Here is an 18574-nt window from a genome sequence, read left to right as displayed (position 1 = left end):
CCCGCATCGGCCCGGATCAGTTCTGCGGCGGCCGGCCGTACAGGCGTTCCACGCGCAGGCGGACCACCAGCCGGCGGTCGGCCGCCATCGCACGGCGGTAGTCGTCCCAGTCGGGATGCTCGCCCCGGATGGCGCGATAGAGGTCGATCAGCTCCTCGACCGCCTCGTCATGGGGGCCGGCGGCGACCGGGGAGAGGTCGGCGGTGCCCTCGGCGACCGCCCACGACCAGCCGTCCTCGCTGCTGACATGGAGGCTGGCGCGCGGATCGCGCATCAGGTTCCGCGTCTTGGCCCGGTCGGCGGTGACCGAGATCCGGATCAGCGCGCGGTCGGGGTCGTAGTGGTAGTTGACGGTGGACAGCTGGGGCCGCCCGTCCCGCTTGAGCGTGGCGAGCACCCCCAGATCGCGCTCGGTCAGCAGCCGGGTCAGCGCATCGTCGGCCATGGGCGTCCTTTCGCAGTCGACGGTGTTCCGCCCTCGAGGCAACCGCCGTCGATCGGAGATCCTTCCCCGGACCGGCGCGCCGCAGGTCCCTCGCGGGCGCTGCGGCGCCCCGACGCGGGCCGGTCCCGGCGCTCAGACCGCCGCCCGCCGCGCCGGCGCCACGGCCTTGTGCAGCTCGCCCAGCTCGGCGAAGACCAGCGGATCGCCGACGTGGATGTGGCCGCGGTACGTCGCGTTCTTGGCGGTGACCCGGATGGGCTGGAAGTCCCCCGGCGACATCGGGGTGAACCCGGTCTGCACCACGTCCTCGAAGAGCGTGTCGGAGACCGCGTAGGCCAGATCCCGGTCCGGATCGTCGCGCAGCAGCGCGCGCAGCGGACCGGCGTCCAGCAGGCGCTGGACGACGATCGGCGCCTGCCCGGCCGGGCCGAACGGCCCCGCGGTCAGCGTGCCGTAGTGCATCGCCAGCCGGACCCGGAGCCGGGGCCGCCCGGCCTGCGACCGGTTCAGCTCCCGCAGCTCGGCCGCCAGCGCCGGGGGGAACTCCCCGACCAGCGTCGCCACCGCGGTCCCCTCGGGCGGTATGGCCAGTTCGCCGTCGCCGCCGACCTGCTTCTCCCAGCGGCTCCGGTCCAGTCCGACGCCCTCGGCCGCCCGGTCCAGCGCGTCGCGCAGGTCGCGCTGGACGCGCAGCTGCTCGCGGACATCGAGCCTGGTGTACCCCTGGATGTCCACCGCCAGGAGGAGCCGGTACACCAGCCGGTCTTCGCGCCCCGCCGGCTCGCGGGACAAGGCCAGGTCGTTCACTGTTCGGCCCCTTCTCGGTCAGGACGCCGGATGCGGGCGGTCGCCCGCACTCGCGTCATGGGCGGAGTGAGGCAAGATCGCGAGGGCTGACCGGTCACCATCGCGCGGGTCGTGCACCGTCCTTTCACTGAGGACCCTCCCGCCCCTTGGACGGTGAACGAAGCCCGGCGGAGCCACCGTAAGGGAATGGTGGCGAACGCGTCAGGCGGTTTTCCGCGACCAAGGCCCGCACCCGAAGGCTTTCCGTCCGTGCGCCCGCGGGCGGCCTCGGGCGCCGTCCGCCGATCGATGCCCGGGCTCAGGACTCCGGATCCGGCGGCGTCCTCACGGGGTCGGCGAGGGCGGGGCTGACGCGCCGCCGTGCGACCGGGGGAGGCCGGAGGAGGAGAGCGGTGACCGTGCGGACGGGCGACCCGCCCAAAGAATTGATCTACATCGTAAAGGTCCTCGTCCGAGGCGACACGTCCGCCCCCACTAGCCTGTACGGGTGCGACCGGAACGTCCCATCCGCAAGACCGCCTCGCCCGATCTCGCCCTGCCGGGCCTGCGCGAGGTCTACCGGGCGTATGTGAGGGCCGCCGCGGAACTGGAGGGCATGCCGGGGCCCCTCCAGGCCGAGCTGTGGACCTCCGCCCAGCTCGCCGCCCTCGAGAAGGCCGCTCCCCACGAGGCCGGCCATCGCCTGGCCGTGGGCGATCTCATCGCCGAGCTCCATCGGGCCTCCGGCTCCGCCGCCCGGACCTTCCTGCTGGCCATCGCCGCCGTGGGGCCCGAGTGGTCCCGCCGGGCCGCCGGCAAGGCCGCCGCCGCGCTCCCCGGTGTCGGCGTCCCCGCCTGGACCGACGCTCTGGGCGAGGTCGCCCCGGGGCCGGCCTGGCTGCTGCAGGAGGGGCCGTTGGACGGCGACCGCCTCGTCTGCGAATTCCGCTATGCGGCGACGCCGGAGGGCGATCCCGCCGGCCCGCACCATGCCCTGGCGGTCCGGCTGACCCCCGACGTCGGCGCCCTCGGCGAGATCATCGTCGTGGGCGACGTCCCCGCCCTGATGGCCGACGTCCGCAAGGCGGTCCGGGCCGAGCTCTGCATCATGCAGCCCATCGACCGGCAGACCGCCGCCCGGCGCCTCCGCGCGGCCCTCGCCGCTCCGCACCCCCTCCCGGAGGACTGCCATCCCTCGCTTCCGTTCGCCCGCCATCGCGTCTCGATGCTGTGACGGCGCCGATGCGGCCGAGCCGCACCCGGGCCCGGGGACGTCCCCGGCAAGGGTGGGGCGCGGAGGCACCCCGCAGTTCCTCCGCGCCCCACGTCCGGGCGGCCGCTCGGGCCCGAGCGGCCGGGTCTAGTCGTCCGGGCCGTACACCCTCCACAGCTGGCCGGCGAAGAAGGCGCCGAAGCGGGCGAGGGCGGTGGCCGCGCCGGGGCCGGCGGCCCGGAAGGTGGTGAGCTGGGTGATGAAGTCCTCCAGCCGGATGTGCAGCACGCCGGCGCCGAGGACGGGCGCCTCGTCGTCGCCGTCGGGCTGGACGTGCCCCTCCAGCAGCCGGACGTAGAGGGTGGAGGTGTCCGGCCAGATCCGGGTGGGCGGGCCGTCCTGGATGTCCTTGTGGCCGACGAGGGTGACCGGGCGTCCGCCGGCGTCGTCGAGATGGAGCCGGTAGCGCATGACGCGCCGGTCGGGCCGCCCGGTGGGGGCGAACAGGTTGAACCAGCCCCGGCTCACGGGGCGGCGGCCGCCCAGCCGGGCCGCCTCGACCCAGCCCTCGGCGCGGGCGGTGTGCTCCGGATCGTCCAGGAACCGGTTCAGGTCGTCGGCGGTGATGGTCAGCCTGAACGCCAAGGGCTCGCGGGCCTCGGCCTTCTCCCCGGCGCGGGGGTCGGCGACCCCGGGCGTCCAGTGCCCCTTCATCTCCTCGGTGAACGACAGTGAGGTGAGGGATGCTCCCGGCTTCCCGAGCACCGGGCCGGTCGCGAACGAGCCCCGCATCCCGTCCGCTGCCGGCCCGGCCCCCGTGTCGAGAAGCCGGGAGCACATCCGGTCGGCCATCGCCGCGATGGTCAGCGAGGGGTTGGCGCCCACCGGTCCGGGCATCGCCGCCCCGTCGGCGACGTACAGACCGGGATGGCCGAAGACCTCCCCGTAGGGGTCGCAGACCCCCTCCCCCGGATGCCGCCCGATCGGGGCGCCGCCCAGCGGATGCACGGTGATGATCCGCTTGCGGAACCAGATCGGGTTGTCCTGATACTCGGCGCCGAGCACGTCGCCGATCCGCTGCATGATCGTGCGCAGCCGTTCGAAGTGCGCCGCGCTGGTCTCGGGGTTCCAGGTGACCCGCAGCATGTCGCCGTCGAGCCTCATCACCCCGTCGGGGGTGTCGCGGCCCATGCCGAGCAGCGGCAGCGAGCTGACCGACAGGGCCCCGTCGCCGATCAGCTCGCTGAGCTCCGCCGACAGGTTGTTGTCGGGCGAGTCGGAGAACAGGTCCGTCACCCGGTCCCACAGGAACCGCAGGGCGCGGCTGATCCGCTCGGGCACGTCGGCGCTCTCCACCATCCAGCTCACGAACTCCGGATAGCCGCCCTCCTGGATGTAGGCGCCGCGCCGGCCGGCGTCGACGCACGGATCGCCGTCGACCTCGTCGGGCAGCCGGATCGCGCTGGTGATGACGGGCCCCCGTCCGGCGACCAGGGGGCGGATCCGGTCGCGGTCCCGGGCGCGCAGCAGGAACGTCAGCAGGTCGCCGTTGCCGCAGAACCGGGTGCCCAGGGCCGGGCTGAGCCCGGGGAGCTCGTCCCGGGAGCGCAGCAGCAGGTAGGTGGTGCCGTAGGTGCCGGCCGCCAGGATCAGCCGGTCGCAGCCGATGGTGTGGACGGGCAGGTCGCGGGATTCCCTGCCGGGCTCGTGGCGGACGTAGTCGACCTCGTACCCGCCGCCGGAGCGCGGCCGGATCCGGGTGACCTCGTGGGAGGTGCGCAGGTCGGCGCCGTAGTAGCGGGCGGCCGACAGGTAGGTGTGGTCGAGGCTGTTCTTGCTGCCGTCGTTGCAGCCGATGTCGCATTCGGCGCACAGCCGGCAGGTGCGGCGGGGCAGCCCGTGCAGGTTGCCGTACCAGGGCTCGGCGATGGGCAGGCCGATGCCGGGGGTGGCGCCGGGCTCGGGGGCGAAGCTCACCGCCAGCGGCGGCAGGAACCAGTCCAGGCCGAGCTCGGCGGCGGCGTCCTGCAGCGCCTGCGTCTTGGGGGTGTCGGCGTAGGCGGGCTCCTCCAGCGGATAGGGCGTGGCGCCCAGCATCCGCTCGACGGCGTCGTAGTGCGGATCCAGGTCGGCCCGGGAGATCGGCCACGGCTCGTACCCGCCGTCCGGGGAGCGGTGCTCGTGGACGAACCAGCGCTCGTCCTTGCGCAGCAGCACGTTGGCGTAGATCAGCGAGCCGCCGCCCAGCCCGCTGGCGACCACGGAGTCGCAGCCGGAGAAGTGCCACACGTCGTACATCCCGTGCAGGCCCGCCCGCGGGTCCCAGAACGCCCGGCTCATCTCGGCGGGGGAGCGGGGGAAGCTGCCGGGAGGGAACGCCTGTCCGCGCTCCAGCACCACCACCGACCGGCCCGCCTCGGCCAGCCGGTAGGCGGCCACCGAGCCGCCGAACCCCGAGCCGACGACCACGGCGTCGACGTGTTCGCGCACCCGCTCGCCCATGGTCAGGCCGCCTTCCGCTTGATGAAGTCGACCATCGTCGGGAACACGTCGACGTGCGCCTCCTTGCCGAGGAACGGGTCCATGTGCCCGTAGCCGGGCAGCACCTGCAGCTCGTCCCGCCCCGGCGCGGCCAGCTGCAGCCGGGCGTGGCACACCAGGTTGGAGTCGCCGAAGACCCGGTTGCGGTCGCCGGTCAGCAGCAGCGCCGGGGTGGACACCTCGCCGGCGGCGGCGAGGTAGTCGTCCGGCAGGGCGGCGAAGCGTCGGTCCCTCCGGTCGTACTTCACCGCCCTGCCGGCCTCCACCATCGCGTGGACGTGCCGGTAGTAGTGCACGCCGACGCCCCCGCAGATGTCGGCGATGCGCCGATGGGTGGCATCGTCCAGGTTGCGGTGCTCATACAGTGCCGGCCGGCCGCTGCCCCACATGAAGCTGAGCATGTGGCAGGCCCGCACGTCGCACTCGCGGTGCGCCAGCGAGACCAGCCGGGACAGCAGCCAGCCGCGGGTCAGCGGCGGCGCCTCCCCGAAGCGCGGGTCCAGGAACGGGAACCCCAGCACGTACTCCGCCAGCGTCGGCCCGTAGGCCAGCTTGTACCGCGACCAGCGGGGGACCCGGGGGGTCAGCGCCACGCTGTTGCACACGACGCTGGCGATCCCCTCGACCGTGCCGGCGTACAGGCTCATCATGAACGTGACCGCGCCCAGGCAGTGCGCGATGACGTGCACCCGGCGGTCCCCGATGTGGCGGCGCAGCTCCGCCAGCGCGGCCGGATGGTCGTACAGCGCGCAGTGGTCGAGGGTGAACCGGTGGGTCTCCAGGTCGTACGGATAGCGGTTGCTCATCCGGAAGTCGACCGCCCACACGTCGGTGAACCCCTCGTCGTGCAGGTGGGTCACCAGGTTGCGGTGCTCGGGCATGATGAACATGTCGCTGGCCATCGTCAGCCCGTGCACCAGCAGCACCACATCGTCGCAGTCGGCGCGCCGGAACCGGGTCAGCTGCAGACCCAGCCCGTCCTCGGTGGCGAACGGATGCACGGAGATCTCCGCATCCGTGACGCCGGCGTGCGTGAACCGCGGAATGCGGGCGCTCATCGGTCCTCCACTGCATGCGCGTCCGGCGGGAGACGAGGGGCCGGAACGACGGGAACGACTATTCCGCCGCCAGGCGGCGTGGGACATCGTGGCAAACCCTGACATCCGTGTCGCGCGACCCTGATGCGTGGACGGGCGCGGCACGGAGCCCGGCGGATCACGGTCGATCGTCGGGGCCGGATTCGATCAGTCGGCCGAGCGCGGTGACGACCGCGACGCGGGAGCTGACGCCGAGCTTGGCGAAGATGTGCGACAGGTGGGTCTCGACGGTGCGGATGCTCACATAGAGGCGTTCGGCGATCTGCTGGTTGGTGCAGCCCTCGGCGACCAGGCGGGCGACCTCCAGCTCGCGGGGCGACAACGCGCCGGGCCCGCCGCCGGAGCCCCCGCCGCGGGCGGGCACCCGCACTCCGACCCGGCGCTGCTCGCGCCGGGTGCGGGCGTGCAGCGGACGCGCCCCGATCTCCTCGAAGATCTGGGCGGCGATGCGCAGTTCGGACCGGGCGAGCCCGCGGTCGCCGGCCTCGGCGGCGGCGCTCCCGGCATCCAGCCGGGCGCGCCCGGCGTCCAGCCGGTGCCCGGCCTCCTCCAGCGTCGCGGCGGCCCGCCGGGCCCGCTGCGCGGCGGCCGCCGGATCGGTGGGGCGCAGCGCATGGGCGCGGGCCAGATCGGCCAGCGCCCGATCGGCGGGCAGCACCGGATGGGCGGTGTCGGCGGCGCGGTCGGCCCAGCGGCCGGCCTCGGCGGCGTCTCCGGCCGCCGCGGCGAGCCGGGCGAGGATCTCGCAGGCGCGCAGCGTGCTCGGATCCAGCGCGGCGGCGCTGTCGCTGGCGGCGTGCACCTCCCGCAGCATGGCCGCGCCGGCCTCGGCGTCGCCGGCGTGCACGGTCGCGACCGCGAGCGCGTAGGCGGCCTGGCGGCCCCACCACTCGCCGGTGCCGCCGGCGGCCTCCACCGCCTCCCGGCCGTAGGCCAGCGCGTGCTCGTCCTCCCCGAGCCAGGAGGCGACCAGGCACCGCTGGATGAGGGCGAACACCAGCAGCTGGTCGGAGACCAGCATCCGGGCGAGCGCCTCGGCCTCCTCGGCCGCGGTGGCGGCCTCGTCCAGCCGTCCGAGCATCGCGTGCGCGTTGGCCAGCCCGGCCAGCGCGGTGGGGACGATGTAGCTCTGTCCCGTGGCGCGGGCCACCGACAGCACCCGCTCCAGCCGGCCCGCCGCGACGTCGTAACGCCCCAGGAACAGTTCCGTCCAGCACGACCAGGTGATGGCGTCCAGCCATTCGGACAGCTGCTCGTCGGAGGAGGCGGCGACCAGCCCGTCGACGTTGATGCAGTGCCGCAGCGCCTCCTCGACCCGGCCGCCGGCGTAGGCGGGCATCGGGCGCAGCGCGGCGACCGCCACGGTCAGGCCGTGGTCCCAGTCCTCGGCGGTGTCGGGCACCAGATCCAGCACGGCCTGGGCGGCGCGGAAGTCGACCCGCATCAGGCTCTCGGCGACCAGACGCAGCCGCAGCGTGACGGCGGAGGCAGACCGGGGGTCGGGCATGCGCCGCAGCTCGGCCAGCAGCAGCCCGCGGGCCTCCTGCGGGTTGCCCAGCAGCCGCTCCATCATCGCGCAGAACCGGGCGGCGCGGGCGCGCAGCGCGTGCGCGTCGGGCGGCAGCAGCCGCAGCACCTCGCGGGCGGTCTTCCGCCCCTCGGTGAGCTGGCCGCTGACGGCCTGCATCCGGGCCAGCTCGGCGAGCAGCGGCAGCCGCCGCTCGTCGGCGTCGGGCATCAGCTTGAGGGCGGCCTTGAGCCAGCGCGCGGCGGTCTGCGGGGCGTGCGCGGCGACGGTGCGGGCGGCCTCGACCAGGGTGTCGATCGCCTCGGCGTCGCCGAACCGGCCCGAGCGCTCCACGTGCCGGGCCCGTGCCGTCGCCGGCATCCCGAGCCGGGCCAGGTGGTCGGCGACACGGGCGTGCACCCCCACCCGCCAGCCCGCGGCCGCCGACCCGTAGGTGGCGTGCCGGACCAGCGGATGGCGGAACCGGAACCGGCCCCCGGGCGCGGGCCGCACCACGTCGCGGGCGGTCAGCTCGTCCAGCGCCTTCAGCGCGGTGCTCTCGGGCACCTCCGCGGCGGCCGCCGCCAGCGCCGGCTCGAACTCGTCGGCGGCCACCGCCGCGGCCCGCGCCACCAGCAGCGCCGGGTCGGGCAGCCCGCTCAGCTCGGCCCGGAGCGCGGCCTCCACCGCCGGGGGAAGCTCGTCGGCCCCGACGACGTGGCCCTCCTCGTCCAGCCGGCCGGGCGTGTCGGTCACGCCCATCCGGACCAGCGCCTCCAGATAGAAGGGGTTGCCGCCGCTGGCCGCGTACAGCGCCTCGCGCTGCGGGGCCGGCACCTGGGGGCCGAGGAACTCGGCGACCTCGGACCGGGTCAGCGGCTCCACCGGGACCCGCAGCCCGTGTCCGCCGGCGGCGTCGACCAGGGTGGCCAGCCGGGGCGGGGTCTGCGCGGGCCGGTACGCCACGGCGACCATGACCCGGGCCCGCGGCGGATGCCGGACCAGGTGCTCCAGCAGTTCGATGGAGGCGGCGTCGGCCCAGTGCACGTCGTCCAGCACCAGCACCAGACCGGCCGGCCCGGCCAGCTCCTCCAGCATCCGGCGCATCGTCCGGTACAGCCGGTAGCGGGCCAGGCCGGTCAGGTCGGCGGGGTCCTCCGCGTCGTCCGCCGGGATCTCCCCGCCGGCCGCCAGGGCCGGGAAGACGCCGGACAGCAGCCGGGTCGCCGCCGGGCTGAGGTCGGGACGGTGCTCCTCCAGATGGTCGTCCAGCGCGTCGATGATCACGCCGAACGGCATGTCCTGCTCGAATTCGGCGGCCCGGCCGGCGACCGCGGAGAGCTTGCGGTCGGCGGCGGCGTTCAGCAGCTCGCCCAGCAGGCGGGTCTTGCCCGCCCCCGGCTCGCCGATCAGCGCGACGAACCGGAACGAGCCCGCCGCGGTGGCCTCCAGCGCCCGGTCGAGGGCCTGGAGCGCGTCGCGCCGTCCGACCAACGGCGGATCGTCAAGCGGCCCGTTCGGGCCCTGCTCCCGGCGGTCAGCGCGACCTTCCACCGTGCCCAACACCCCAATGCGACAGGCGGCCGATACGCCATGATTATCCGTCTGTCCGCGATCAACGAGGATCGTGAGCGACACATTACCGGTGCCCGCCGCGTCAGCACGATCGCTCGGCGTGGACACTGGATCACTCGGCGTCATGCCCCACCGGGCGGCCTCGGCGCCTCCTCGCGCCCGCGGTCGCCCGCGTCAGCGCAGGCCGGCGCGGGCGGCGGCCTCGTCCCAGGCGTCGGGGTCGCCGTCGGGCTCGTAACGGCGCAGCGGCTGGGTGGCGGCCACCAGGGCGCGCATCTCCGCCAGGTCCTCGACCACCCCGAACGTCCTGGCCTGCACCAGCGCGTTGCCGAGGGCGGTGGCCTCCACGGGGCCGGCGACCACCGGCAGGCCGCAGGCGTCGGCGGTCAGCCGGCACAGCAGCTCGTTGCGGGATCCGCCCCCCACCAGGTGCACCGTCTCCACCCGCCGGCCCGACAGCCGGGCCGCCTCGCGGACGGCCGCCCGGTGGCCCAGCGCGAGGCTGTCCATGATGCAGCGGATCACCTCGGGCGGGGTGGCGGGCGGGCGCTGGCCGGTGGCGCGGCACCGCTCGGCGATGCGGGCGGGCATGTCGCCCGGCGGCAGGAACTCCGGCGCATCGGGGTCCACGACGGCCTGGAACGCCGGCACCCCCTCCGCCGCCTTCAGCAGCGCCGGCAGCTCGGAGGAGTCCAGCCCCCAGGTCCGCAGCGACTCCTGCACCAGCCACAGCCCCATGACGTTGCGCAGGTAGCGGACGGTGCCGTCGATGCCGGCCTCGTTGGTGAAGTTGGCCTTCCGGCCTTCGGCGTCGAGCACCGGGCCGGGCAGCTCCACCCCGACCAGCGACCAGGTGCCGCAGGAGATGTAGGCGAAGTCCTCGCCGCGGGCGGGGACCGCGGCGACCGCGGAGGCGGTGTCGTGGGAGGCGACCGCGGTGACCCGGACGTCGCCGTCCAGGCCGGTCTCGGCGGCCACGTCCGGGCGCAGCGGCCCGATGACCTCGCCGGGCTCGCGCAGCTCCGGCAGCAGCCGCCGGGGGAGGTCCAGCCGCTCCAGCAGGGCCGTCGCCCAGGTGCGGGTCCGCACGTCCAGCAGCCCGGTGGTGGAGGCGTTGGTCAGTTCCGCGCCCGTCCGCCCGGTCAGCCAGTAGGCTACCAGGTCGGGGATCATCAGCAGGGCGTGCGCCCGGTCCAGCTCCTCGCGCGCGGCCACCAGTTGGTAGATCGTGTTGAACGGCAGGAACTGCACCCCCGAGACGTCATAGAGGAAGGCGTCGCCCAGCTCGGCCCGGACCTGCTCCATCACCCCGTCGGTGCGGCCGTCGCGGTAGTGCACCGGGTTGCCCAGCAGTGCTCCGGAACGGTCCACCAGGCCGTAGTCCACCGCCCACGAGTCGATTCCGATCGAGGTCAGGCCGGGACCGGCGGCCTTCAGCCCGTCCAGGATCTCGCCGTACAGGCCGAGGATGTCCCAGTGCAGGGTGCCCGCGACGCGCACCGGCCGGTTGCGGAAGCGCCGCACCTCGGTCAGCTCCAGCCGGCCCCCGCCCACCCGGGCGGTCATCACCCGGCCGCTGGAGGCGCCCAGATCGACGGCGGCGAACGTGTTCATCGGCTCCTCACCAGGGGGTCAGCGGGTCACGATCACGTCGAGGGTGCGGGGGCCGTGCACGCCCTCCACCCGGTTCAGCTCGATGTCGCTGGTCGCCGACGGCCCGGACACGAACGTCAAGGGCCGGGCGGGGGACAGCCGCTCCAGCGCCTCGGGCACGTCGGGGGCGATCTGGTCGGCGGTGACGACGATCAGGTGGTGGTCGGGCACCAGGCTGAGGGCGCGGCGGCCCTGCCCGGGGCCGTGGTCGAGCACGATCGTGCCGGTCTCGGCGATGGCCGCCGCGCAGCCGGTCACCACGCCGTCCAGTGCGTCCAGCTCGGTCGTCGGCGGCTCGTGGACCAGCAGGGCGGGGTCGACCTCGGCGAGCCAGTGCGCCGGAAGTCCGGCGGGGACGGCGTACCGGCCCCGGGTCAGCACCCGCGCCACCGCGCCCGGCAGGTCGGCCGGCTCGACGCGGTGGACGACGGCCCGGTAGTGGGCGAGGCGCTCGGCGAACAGGTCCACGATCCCGCTCTCGTGGTGGCGGCGCCGATAGGGGCGCTCGATCGCGGCGTACGCCCGGTCGACGGGGGGCCGGCGCCGCCCGAGGGCCCGCTCGATGCGCCCCAGGATCTCGTCCCTGGCGGTGCGCGGGCCCTGCGGGGCTCCGTGCGGCGCGCCCGTTCCCGTCGCGTCCCGGTCCGGGCCCGTGCGGCGGCCCTGCGGCTCGCTCATGCGCGGCCTCCGTCCGTGCGCTTCCACCAGGCCCGGAACGACTCGGGCGGCGGGGCGGGCGCGTCGCGGGAGTCGGTCCATGCGCGCAGCGGGCCGGGCAGGCGGCGGATCCGGCCGCGTCGGCCGATGAGGCGGCGGCTCGCGGAGGCGAGGCGCTGGGCCAGCGCCAACCGCCGCGGAGAGCGCAGCGTCCAGCCCGCGGCGGCCATCGCGGTCCCCGCCAGCGGGTGCCGCGGCCCCTCCTCGACGACCTTGGCCCGCAGGTGCACCAGCACCTCGGGGATGTCGATCGCCACCGGGCACGCCTCCAGGCACGCCCCGCACAGCGACGAGGCGTACGGCAGGGAGGCGTCCACCGGCGAGCCGATGCCGCGGATCTGCGGGGAGAGGATCGCCCCGATCGGCCCCGGGTACGGCGACCCGTAGGCGTGGCCGCCCGCCCGCGCGTAGACCGGGCACACGTTCAGGCACGCCGAGCAGCGGATGCAGCGCAGCGCCTGCCGCCCCACCTCGTCGGCGAGGACGGAGGTGCGGCCGTTGTCCAGCAGCACCAGGTGGAACTCCTGCGGGCCGTCGCCGGGCGTGACGCCGGTCCAGGCGCTGGTGTAGGGGTTCATCCGCTCCGCCGTGGAGGAGCGGGGCAGCAGCTGCAGGAACACCTCCAGGTCCCGCCAGGTCGGCACGACCTTCTCGATGCCCATCACCGAGATCAGGGTCTTCGGCAGCGTCAGGCACATCCGGCCGTTGCCCTCGGACTCCAGCACCACCAGCGTGCCGGTCTCGGCGACCGCGAAGTTCACCCCGGAGACCGCCACCTGGGCCGACAGGAACTTGGCGCGCAGATGCCGGCGGGCGGCCTCGGCCAGCTCGGCGGGCTCGTCGGACAGGTCGGGGGGCGCGTCCGGCATGCGGCGGCGGAAGATGTCGCGGATCTCCGATCTGTTGCGGTGGATCGCCGGGACCAGGATGTGCGAGGGCCGGTCGTCGCCGAGCTGCACGATCAGCTCGGCCAGGTCGGTCTCGTAGGCGGTGATGCCCTCCTTCTCCAGCGCCTCGTTCAGCCCGATCTCCTGGGTGGCCATCGACTTGACCTTGACCACCTCGGTCCGTCCGGTGGCGCGGATCAGGTCGGCGACGATCCGGTTGGCCTCGGCGGCGTCCCGCGCCCAGTGCACGGTGCCGCCCGCCGCGGTGACCTTCTCCTCCAGCAGGCGCAGATAGTGGTCCAGATACCGCAGCGTGTGGTCCTTGATCCGCCGGCCGGCCTCGCGCAGCGCCGCCCAGTCGTCCAGCTCGGCGACCGCCGCGCGGCGCCGGTCCCGGATGGTGCCGGTGGCGCGGGCCAGGTTGTCGCGCAGCCGCTCGTCGGCGACCGCCGCGCGGGCGGCCCGGGGGAACGCCGGCATCCCGAGGTAGGTGGGCATCGTCATGACGGGTCCTCCTCGGTGGAGGCGAGGATCTCGGCCAGGTGCACGGTGCGGACCGCGGGGCCGGCGGTGCGGGTCAGGACGCCGCCGATGTGCATCAGGCAGGAGTTGTCGGCCGCGCACAGGGCGTCGGCCCCGGTGCGGCGCACGCGGGCGGCCTTGTCGGCGCCCATCGCCGCCGACACCGCGGGGTTCTTCAGCGCGAACGTCCCGCCGAAGCCGCAGCACTCGGCGGCGTCGGGCAGCTCGACCAGCTCCAGGCCGCGCACCTCGCGCAGCAGCCGCAACGGCCGGTCGCCCAGCCCGAGCATCCGCAGCGAGTGGCAGGTGGGGTGGTAGGTCACCCGGTGCGGGTAGTAGGCGCCCACGTCGGTGACGCCGAGCACGTCCACCAGGAACTCGGTCAGCTCGTGCACCTTGGCCGCGGTGTCCCGGGCGGCGTCGTCGAGGCGGGGGTGCCAGTCGCGGATCATCGCCGCGCACGAGGCCGACGGGGTCACCACCGCCTCATAGGGTGCGAACGTTTCAGCGAAGTTCCGCACCAGGGGGAGGACCTGCTTGCGGTAGCCGGTGTTGAAGTGCATCTGGCCGCAGCAGGTCTGGGCCGAGGGGAACTCCACCTCGTGCCCCAGCCGGCGCAGCAGCCGGACGACCGCCTGCCCCGTGCCGGGGAACATCGTGTCGTTCAGGCAGGTCACGAACAGCGCGATCCGCATGGCCGCTCATCCCTCCGCGTCGGCGACGAGCCGCCGGGTCGACTCCCGCACCACCAGCTCGGGTTGGAACATCACCTGCTGGTGGGCGTGTCCGGCCGAGTTCTCGCACTCGTCCAGCAGCAGCTCGGTGGCGATCCGGCCGAGCTGGAAGGTCGGCTGACGCACCGAGCTGAGCGGCACCGCGGCGGCCCCGGTGAACTCGATGTCGTCGTACCCGATGATCGCCACGTCGTCGGGCACCTTCACCCCGACCTGCAGCAGCACCCGCAGCAGCCCGAGCGCCAGCAGGTCGTTGGCGCAGAACACGGCGTCTGGCAGCTCGCCCTCCAGCAGCCGGCGGGCGGCGCCCTCGCCGGCTCGGGCGTTCATGTCCGGGACGGTGATCTCGCGCAGCGCCTCGCGGCCCAGCCCGGCGGCGCGCAGCGCCCGCAGCGCCCCCTTGCGCCGGTCGGCGCACTGCCGCAGCGAGGAGGGGCCGGTCACCAGGGCGATGTCGCGGGCGCCCTCCTCCAGCAGATGGCGCACCGCCAGCTCGCCGCCCGCCACGTCGTCCACCGCCACCGAGCACTGGTTGGCCCGGGGGGTGGGGTGGTCCAGCAGCACCACCGCCACACCGCGCCGTCGCAGCAGCTCCACATGGTCGTCCTGCCCGTCCACCGGGGTGATCAGCACTCCGCGGACCCGCTGCTCGGCCAGCACGGTCAGATGGCGGCGCTCCTTGTCGTGGGAGCCGCCGGAGCTGGCCAGGATCACCGCGTAGCCGCGTTCGCTGGCCACGTCCTCGACGCCGCGCGCCACGTCGGCGAAGAACGGGTTGCCCAGATCGAGGATCATCAGCCCGATCGTGCTGCTCTGCCCGGCGCGCAGGGTGGAGGCCGAGGCGTTGCGGACGAAGCCCAACTCCCGGATGGCCTGCTCGACCCGGGCCCGGGTGGCGGGGGCGACCCGCTCGGGCCGGTTGAGCACGTTGGACACGGTGCCGGGGGAGACGCCCGCCCGCCGGGCGACCTCCTTGATGCCCACCGTGCCCGCCCGGGGGTGCGGCGTGCGCGCGCCGCCCCCGCTGGGTGTGCCCATCTGGCCGCCCCTCCGTTCGTCGGATCTGTGCAGCGCCAACTGTGGCCAAAGCCATTAAAACGTGTCAACCCCTGGCGTGTCGGGAAGATGGCCGGATCGGCCCGGAACCCCGGCGCCGCCGGGCCTTCCGTGACGGACTCGCGAAGATTCTCCCAGATCGGGACTTGACGGGTGGGTTGGCTCACATCTAGCGTCCTGCGCAACGTGAGCTTAAAACGTTTTTCACATCCCGGTCACGGGACCCGGATGAGGAGGGTGGCGCGTGAACACATCCGCTCCGCCGACCCCGCCGAGACTGGCGCTGGTCAACGTCAGTAAGGCGTTCGGCGCGGTGCAGGCCCTGCGGGGCGTCACCATCGAGCTGTACGCCGGCGAGGTGCACGCGCTGGCCGGCGAGAACGGCGCGGGCAAGTCCACGGTCGTAAAAACGTTCGCAGGAGTGCACCGTCCCGACTCCGGGGAGGTGCGGCTGGACGGCGAGCCGGTGGTCTTCAACGGCCCGGCCGACGCGCAGGCCGCGGGGGTGGCGGTGATCTACCAGGAGCCCACCCTGTTCCCCGACCTGTCGGTGGCCGAGAACATCTTCATGGGCCGCCAGCCGCGCACCTCGCTGGGCCGGATCGACCGCAAGGCCATGCACGCCGCCGCGGCCGACCTGTTCGCCCGGCTCGGCGTGGCGCTGGACCCGCGGCAGCCGGCCCGCGGGCTGTCCATCGCCGACCAGCAGGTGGTGGAGATCGCCAAGGCCATCTCCCGGGACGCCAAGGTCCTGATCATGGACGAGCCCACCGCCGCGCTCACCGGCCAGGAGGTCGCCCGGCTGTTCGCGGTCACCCGCACGTTGCAGCAGGCCGGCTGCGCGATCCTGTTCATCTCGCACCGGCTGGAGGAGATCTTCGAGCTGTGCCAGCGGGTCACCACGCTGCGCGACGGCACCTGGGTCGGCACCGAGCCGCTGGACGGGCTGACCGCCGACGACCTGGTGCAGCGGATGGTCGGCCGGGAGCTGGAGGAGCTGTACCCCAAGCAGGAGGTCGCCCCGGGGCCGGTGGCGCTCAAGGTCTCCCGGCTGACCCGCGAGGGCGTCTTCACCGACGTGTCCTTCCAGGTGCGGCGCGGCGAGATCGTCGCGCTCGCCGGGCTGGTCGGCGCCGGCCGCAGCGAGGTCGCCCGGGCGATCTTCGGGGTGGACCGATGGGACGCCGGCGAGGTCGAGGTGGACGGCACGAGGCTGCCGCCCGCCAGCCCCACCGCCGCCATGGCCGCCGGACTGGCCTTCGTCCCCGAGGACCGCCGCCAGCAGGGCCTGGTCATGGACATGTCCATCGAGCGCAACATCGGCCTGACCCAGCTCCGCTCGCTGCGCAGGGCCAGCGGCCCCGGCCCGCTGATCTCCCGGAGGGTCGAACGCGACCGTGCCCGCGACTGGGCGCTGCGGCTGCAACTGAAGTTCTCCCGGCTGTCGGACGCGGTCGGCGTGCTGTCCGGCGGCAACCAGCAGAAGGTCGTGCTGGCCAAGTGGCTGGCCACCGAGCCGTCCGTGCTGATCGTCGACGAGCCCACCCGCGGCATCGACGTGGGCACCAAGGCCGAGGTGCACCGGCTGCTGTCGGAGCTGGCCGCCCGGAACATGGCGGTGCTGATGATCTCCTCCGACCTGCCGGAGGTCCTCGGCATGGCCGACCGGGTGCTGGTCATGCACGAGGGCCGGTTGGTCGCCGAGATCCCCCGGGCCGAGGCCACCGAGGAGTCGGTGATGGCGGCCGCCACCGGACGGCGCGTCGGGAAGGAGGCCGCATGACCGCGGTGGCGCGGCAGCGGCCGACGCGGCCCACGGCGAAGACCGGCCGCGGCGAGGGCGGACTGATCGACCTGGTGCTGCGGTTCCGGGAGCTCGGCATCCTCGGGGCGCTGATCGTGCTGGTCGCGGTGACCACCGCGATCAACCCCCGGTTCCTGTCCGCCCAGGGCGTGGAGGACATCTTCTTGAACGCCTCCATCCTGGCGCTGCTGGCGGTCGGGCAGACCCTGGTGGTGGTCACCCGCAACATCGACCTGTCGGTCGGGTCGGTGGTCGGGCTGGTGGCGTTCGTCGTCGGCGACGCCGTCTCCGGCACCCAGCACGGCGTGCTCTTCGCCGTCGCGCTGGGCGTGGCGATCGGGGCGGCCTGCGGCCTGGTCAACGGCCTGCTGGTGAGCCTGTGCGGGGTGCCCGCCCTGGTCGTCACGCTCGGCACGCTGTATGTGATCCAGGGCCTGAACCACTACATCGCCCACGGCGAGCAGATCAGCGCCGCCGAGGTCCCCGACGCGATCTTGAAGCTGGGCAACGGGGACCTCGCGGGCGTCCCGTATCTGCCGCTGATCAGCGTCGCGGTGATGCTGGCGGTCGGCTGCTACCTGCGCTCCTACCCCTCGGGCCGGGAGTTCTACGCCATCGGCTCCAGCCCCGAGGCCGCCCGGCTGGCCGGCGTCCCGATCCGCCGCCGGGTGCTGACCGCCTACCTGGCCTCCGGGGCGCTGGCCGGGCTCGCCGGAACGCTGTGGCTGGCCCGCTTCGGCACCGTCGTCGCCGACCCGGCCCGCGGCTGGGAGCTGGACGTGGTCGCCGCGGTCGTGGTCGGCGGCGTGGCCATCGTCGGCGGGGTCGGCACCGTCTACGGCGCGGCGCTGGGCGCCCTGCTGATCACCACCATCGGCAGCGTGCTGGTGGTCTTGAAGATCAACCCGTTCTGGCAGGAGGCCGTCGTCGGCCTGTTGCTGCTGCTGGCGATCAGCGCCGACCGGCTGGTGGCGCTGCGGCTGGCCCGGGTGCTGAGGAAGAGGAACGTGCGTCATGGCTGAGGCGACGGGCACCGTGCGGGGAAGGGACGCCGGAGCGGGCCGGCTCGTCCGCTGGGACGTGGTCGTCACCGCGCTGCTGGTCGCGGTGTTCTTCGGCGGCGTCGGGATCTCACCGGACTTCGGCGGCACCGACAACCTGTCGTTCGCGCTCGGCGACCTCGGCGAGATCGCGCTGATCGCGCTGCCGATGACGCTGCTGGTGGTGTGCGGCCAGGTGGACCTGTCGGTCGCCTCGGTGCTGGGGCTGGCCGGCGCCCTGACCGGCCGGCTGTGGGAGGCCGGCTGGGCCTTCGAGGCCATCGTCCCGGCCGTGCTGGCGGTCGGCGCGCTCTGCGGTCTGATCAACGGGCTGCTGGTGACGAGGCTGGGGCTGCCGTCGCTGGCCGTCACCATCGGCACCCTGTCGCTGTACCGCGGGCTGGCGTACGTGGTCCTCGGCACCGAGGCCGTCTCCCAGTTCCCCGCCCGGTACGCCGAGCTGACCACCACCGCCGTGCCGGGCACCCCGATCCCGTACCAGATCGCGCTGTTCGCGCTGCTGGCGGTGGTGACGGCGCTGGTGCTGCACGCCACCGGCGTCGGCCGGGCGATGTTCGCCATCGGCGCCCAGGAGGACGCCGCCTTCCACGCCGGCATCCGGGTCAAGCGGATCAAGCTGGCGCTGTTCGCGGTGTCCGGCCTGACGGCGGCGTTCGCCGGGGTCGTCTACACGCTGCGGTACGGCAGCGCCCGCGCCGACAACGGCATGGGCCTGGAACTCGCGGTGATCGCCGCGGTGCTGCTCGGCGGCGTGGACTTCAACGGCGGCAAGGGCACCCTCGGCGGCGTGATCTCCGGGGTGCTGCTCATCGGCCTGCTGCGCAACCTGCTGATGCTCAACGACGTGGCCACCGAGATCCAGTCGGTCGTCACCGGGCTGCTGCTGATCGTCTCGGTGCTCACCCCCCGGCTGGTCGGCATGGCCCGGGAGCGGAGAGCACGGCGGCGCCCCGCCGCCGCCTCCACCTGAGCCCCC

General features: G+C 74.2%; 14 protein-coding genes. 4 read left to right on the top strand and 10 right to left on the bottom strand.

What is annotated here, in order from left to right:
• Positions 1 to 16 precede the first annotated feature (16 nt).
• Both EIO00_RS09485 and EIO00_RS09480 read right to left on the bottom strand, forming a co-directional pair.
• On the bottom strand, positions 17 to 445 hold the full coding sequence (locus EIO00_RS09485; protein ID WP_140177278.1) for a PPOX class F420-dependent oxidoreductase: 429 nt from the start codon (positions 443 to 445) through the stop codon (positions 17 to 19).
• 132 nt (positions 446 to 577) lie between these two features.
• Entirely contained in the window at positions 578 to 1252 is a 675-nt protein-coding gene (locus EIO00_RS09480) for a nucleotidyl cyclase domain-containing protein (protein WP_140177276.1), read from the bottom strand.
• Positions 1253 to 1739: 487 nt separating this feature from the next.
• Here EIO00_RS09480 and EIO00_RS09475 point away from each other — a divergent pair, with 487 nt between their 5' ends.
• Positions 1740 to 2465 (top strand): hypothetical protein, encoded by a 726-nt coding sequence (locus tag EIO00_RS09475; protein WP_140177274.1) that lies wholly within the window; start codon positions 1740 to 1742, stop codon positions 2463 to 2465.
• Between the two features lie 126 nt (positions 2466 to 2591).
• On the opposite strand, the gene EIO00_RS09470 is transcribed toward EIO00_RS09475, so the two are convergent.
• The 8 genes from EIO00_RS09470 to EIO00_RS09435 form a co-directional block, all read right to left on the bottom strand.
• On the bottom strand, positions 2592 to 4946 hold the full coding sequence (locus EIO00_RS09470) for a GMC oxidoreductase (RefSeq protein ID WP_140177272.1): 2355 nt from the start codon (positions 4944 to 4946) through the stop codon (positions 2592 to 2594).
• 2 nt (positions 4947 to 4948) lie between these two features.
• Positions 4949 to 6043 (bottom strand): alpha/beta fold hydrolase, encoded by a 1095-nt coding sequence (locus tag EIO00_RS09465; RefSeq protein WP_140177270.1) that lies wholly within the window; start codon positions 6041 to 6043, stop codon positions 4949 to 4951.
• Between the two features lie 157 nt (positions 6044 to 6200).
• Positions 6201 to 9083 carry a helix-turn-helix transcriptional regulator gene (locus tag EIO00_RS09460; protein ID WP_241661240.1) on the bottom strand — a complete coding sequence of 961 codons (2883 nt, stop codon included), beginning with the start codon at positions 9081 to 9083 and terminating at the stop codon, positions 6201 to 6203.
• A gap of 255 nt (positions 9084 to 9338) precedes the next feature.
• Positions 9339 to 10778 carry a rhamnulokinase gene (locus tag EIO00_RS09455; RefSeq protein WP_140177266.1) on the bottom strand — a complete coding sequence of 480 codons (1440 nt, stop codon included), beginning with the start codon at positions 10776 to 10778 and terminating at the stop codon, positions 9339 to 9341.
• Positions 10779 to 10796: 18 nt separating this feature from the next.
• Positions 10797 to 11495: a LutC/YkgG family protein gene (locus EIO00_RS09450; RefSeq protein WP_140177264.1), complete on the bottom strand. Its 699-nt coding sequence runs from the start codon at positions 11493 to 11495 to the stop codon at positions 10797 to 10799.
• Positions 11492 to 12925 carry a LutB/LldF family L-lactate oxidation iron-sulfur protein gene (locus EIO00_RS09445; RefSeq protein ID WP_140177262.1) on the bottom strand — a complete coding sequence of 478 codons (1434 nt, stop codon included), beginning with the start codon at positions 12923 to 12925 and terminating at the stop codon, positions 11492 to 11494. Before EIO00_RS09445 ends, EIO00_RS09450 begins: the two co-directional genes overlap by 4 nt.
• A complete protein-coding gene (locus EIO00_RS09440; protein ID WP_140177261.1) occupies positions 12922 to 13638 on the bottom strand; it encodes a (Fe-S)-binding protein in 717 nt (238 codons plus the stop codon). The genes EIO00_RS09445 and EIO00_RS09440 overlap by 4 nt, the downstream gene beginning before the upstream one ends.
• Before the next feature lie 6 nt (positions 13639 to 13644).
• The gene (locus EIO00_RS09435) at positions 13645 to 14715 is read right to left on the bottom strand and encodes a LacI family DNA-binding transcriptional regulator (RefSeq protein WP_140177259.1); all 1071 of its coding nucleotides are present in this window, start codon (positions 14713 to 14715) and stop codon (positions 13645 to 13647) included.
• A gap of 262 nt (positions 14716 to 14977) precedes the next feature.
• Between EIO00_RS09435 and EIO00_RS09430 the strand changes: the two genes are divergently transcribed.
• The 3 genes from EIO00_RS09430 to EIO00_RS09420 are packed head-to-tail and all read left to right on the top strand — an operon-like array spanning position 14978 to position 18568.
• The gene (locus EIO00_RS09430; RefSeq protein WP_140177257.1) at positions 14978 to 16516 is read left to right on the top strand and encodes a sugar ABC transporter ATP-binding protein; all 1539 of its coding nucleotides are present in this window, start codon (positions 14978 to 14980) and stop codon (positions 16514 to 16516) included.
• On the top strand, positions 16513 to 17559 hold the full coding sequence (locus EIO00_RS09425) for an ABC transporter permease (RefSeq protein WP_140177255.1): 1047 nt from the start codon (positions 16513 to 16515) through the stop codon (positions 17557 to 17559). Before EIO00_RS09430 ends, EIO00_RS09425 begins: the two co-directional genes overlap by 4 nt.
• Entirely contained in the window at positions 17552 to 18568 is a 1017-nt protein-coding gene (locus EIO00_RS09420; protein WP_140177253.1) for an ABC transporter permease, read from the top strand. Before EIO00_RS09425 ends, EIO00_RS09420 begins: the two co-directional genes overlap by 8 nt.
• Positions 18569 to 18574: the final 6 nt, after the last annotated feature.

This window comes from Thermomonospora catenispora (genome assembly GCF_006363815.1).
Taxonomy (GTDB): domain Bacteria; phylum Actinomycetota; class Actinomycetes; order Streptosporangiales; family Streptosporangiaceae; genus Thermomonospora; species Thermomonospora catenispora.
The sequence above is the reverse complement of the archived record's forward strand: the minus strand, read 5'-3'. Positions and strand labels throughout refer to the sequence as shown.

Coding starts and splice junctions, on each gene's coding strand:
- EIO00_RS09485 (WP_140177278.1), bottom strand. CDS start 445: ATGGCCGACGATGCGCTGACCCGGCTGCTGACCGAGCGCGATCTGGGG.
- EIO00_RS09470 (WP_140177272.1), bottom strand. CDS start 4,946: ATGGGCGAGCGGGTGCGCGAACACGTCGACGCCGTGGTCGTCGGCTCG.
- EIO00_RS09465 (WP_140177270.1), bottom strand. CDS start 6,043: ATGAGCGCCCGCATTCCGCGGTTCACGCACGCCGGCGTCACGGATGCG.
- EIO00_RS09455 (WP_140177266.1), bottom strand. CDS start 10,778: ATGAACACGTTCGCCGCCGTCGATCTGGGCGCCTCCAGCGGCCGGGTG.
- EIO00_RS09450 (WP_140177264.1), bottom strand. CDS start 11,495: ATGAGCGAGCCGCAGGGCCGCCGCACGGGCCCGGACCGGGACGCGACG.
- EIO00_RS09445 (WP_140177262.1), bottom strand. CDS start 12,925: ATGACGATGCCCACCTACCTCGGGATGCCGGCGTTCCCCCGGGCCGCC.
- EIO00_RS09440 (WP_140177261.1), bottom strand. CDS start 13,638: ATGCGGATCGCGCTGTTCGTGACCTGCCTGAACGACACGATGTTCCCC.
- EIO00_RS09435 (WP_140177259.1), bottom strand. CDS start 14,715: ATGGGCACACCCAGCGGGGGCGGCGCGCGCACGCCGCACCCCCGGGCG.
- EIO00_RS09425 (WP_140177255.1), top strand. CDS start 16,513: ATGACCGCGGTGGCGCGGCAGCGGCCGACGCGGCCCACGGCGAAGACC.
- EIO00_RS09420 (WP_140177253.1), top strand. CDS start 17,552: ATGGCTGAGGCGACGGGCACCGTGCGGGGAAGGGACGCCGGAGCGGGC.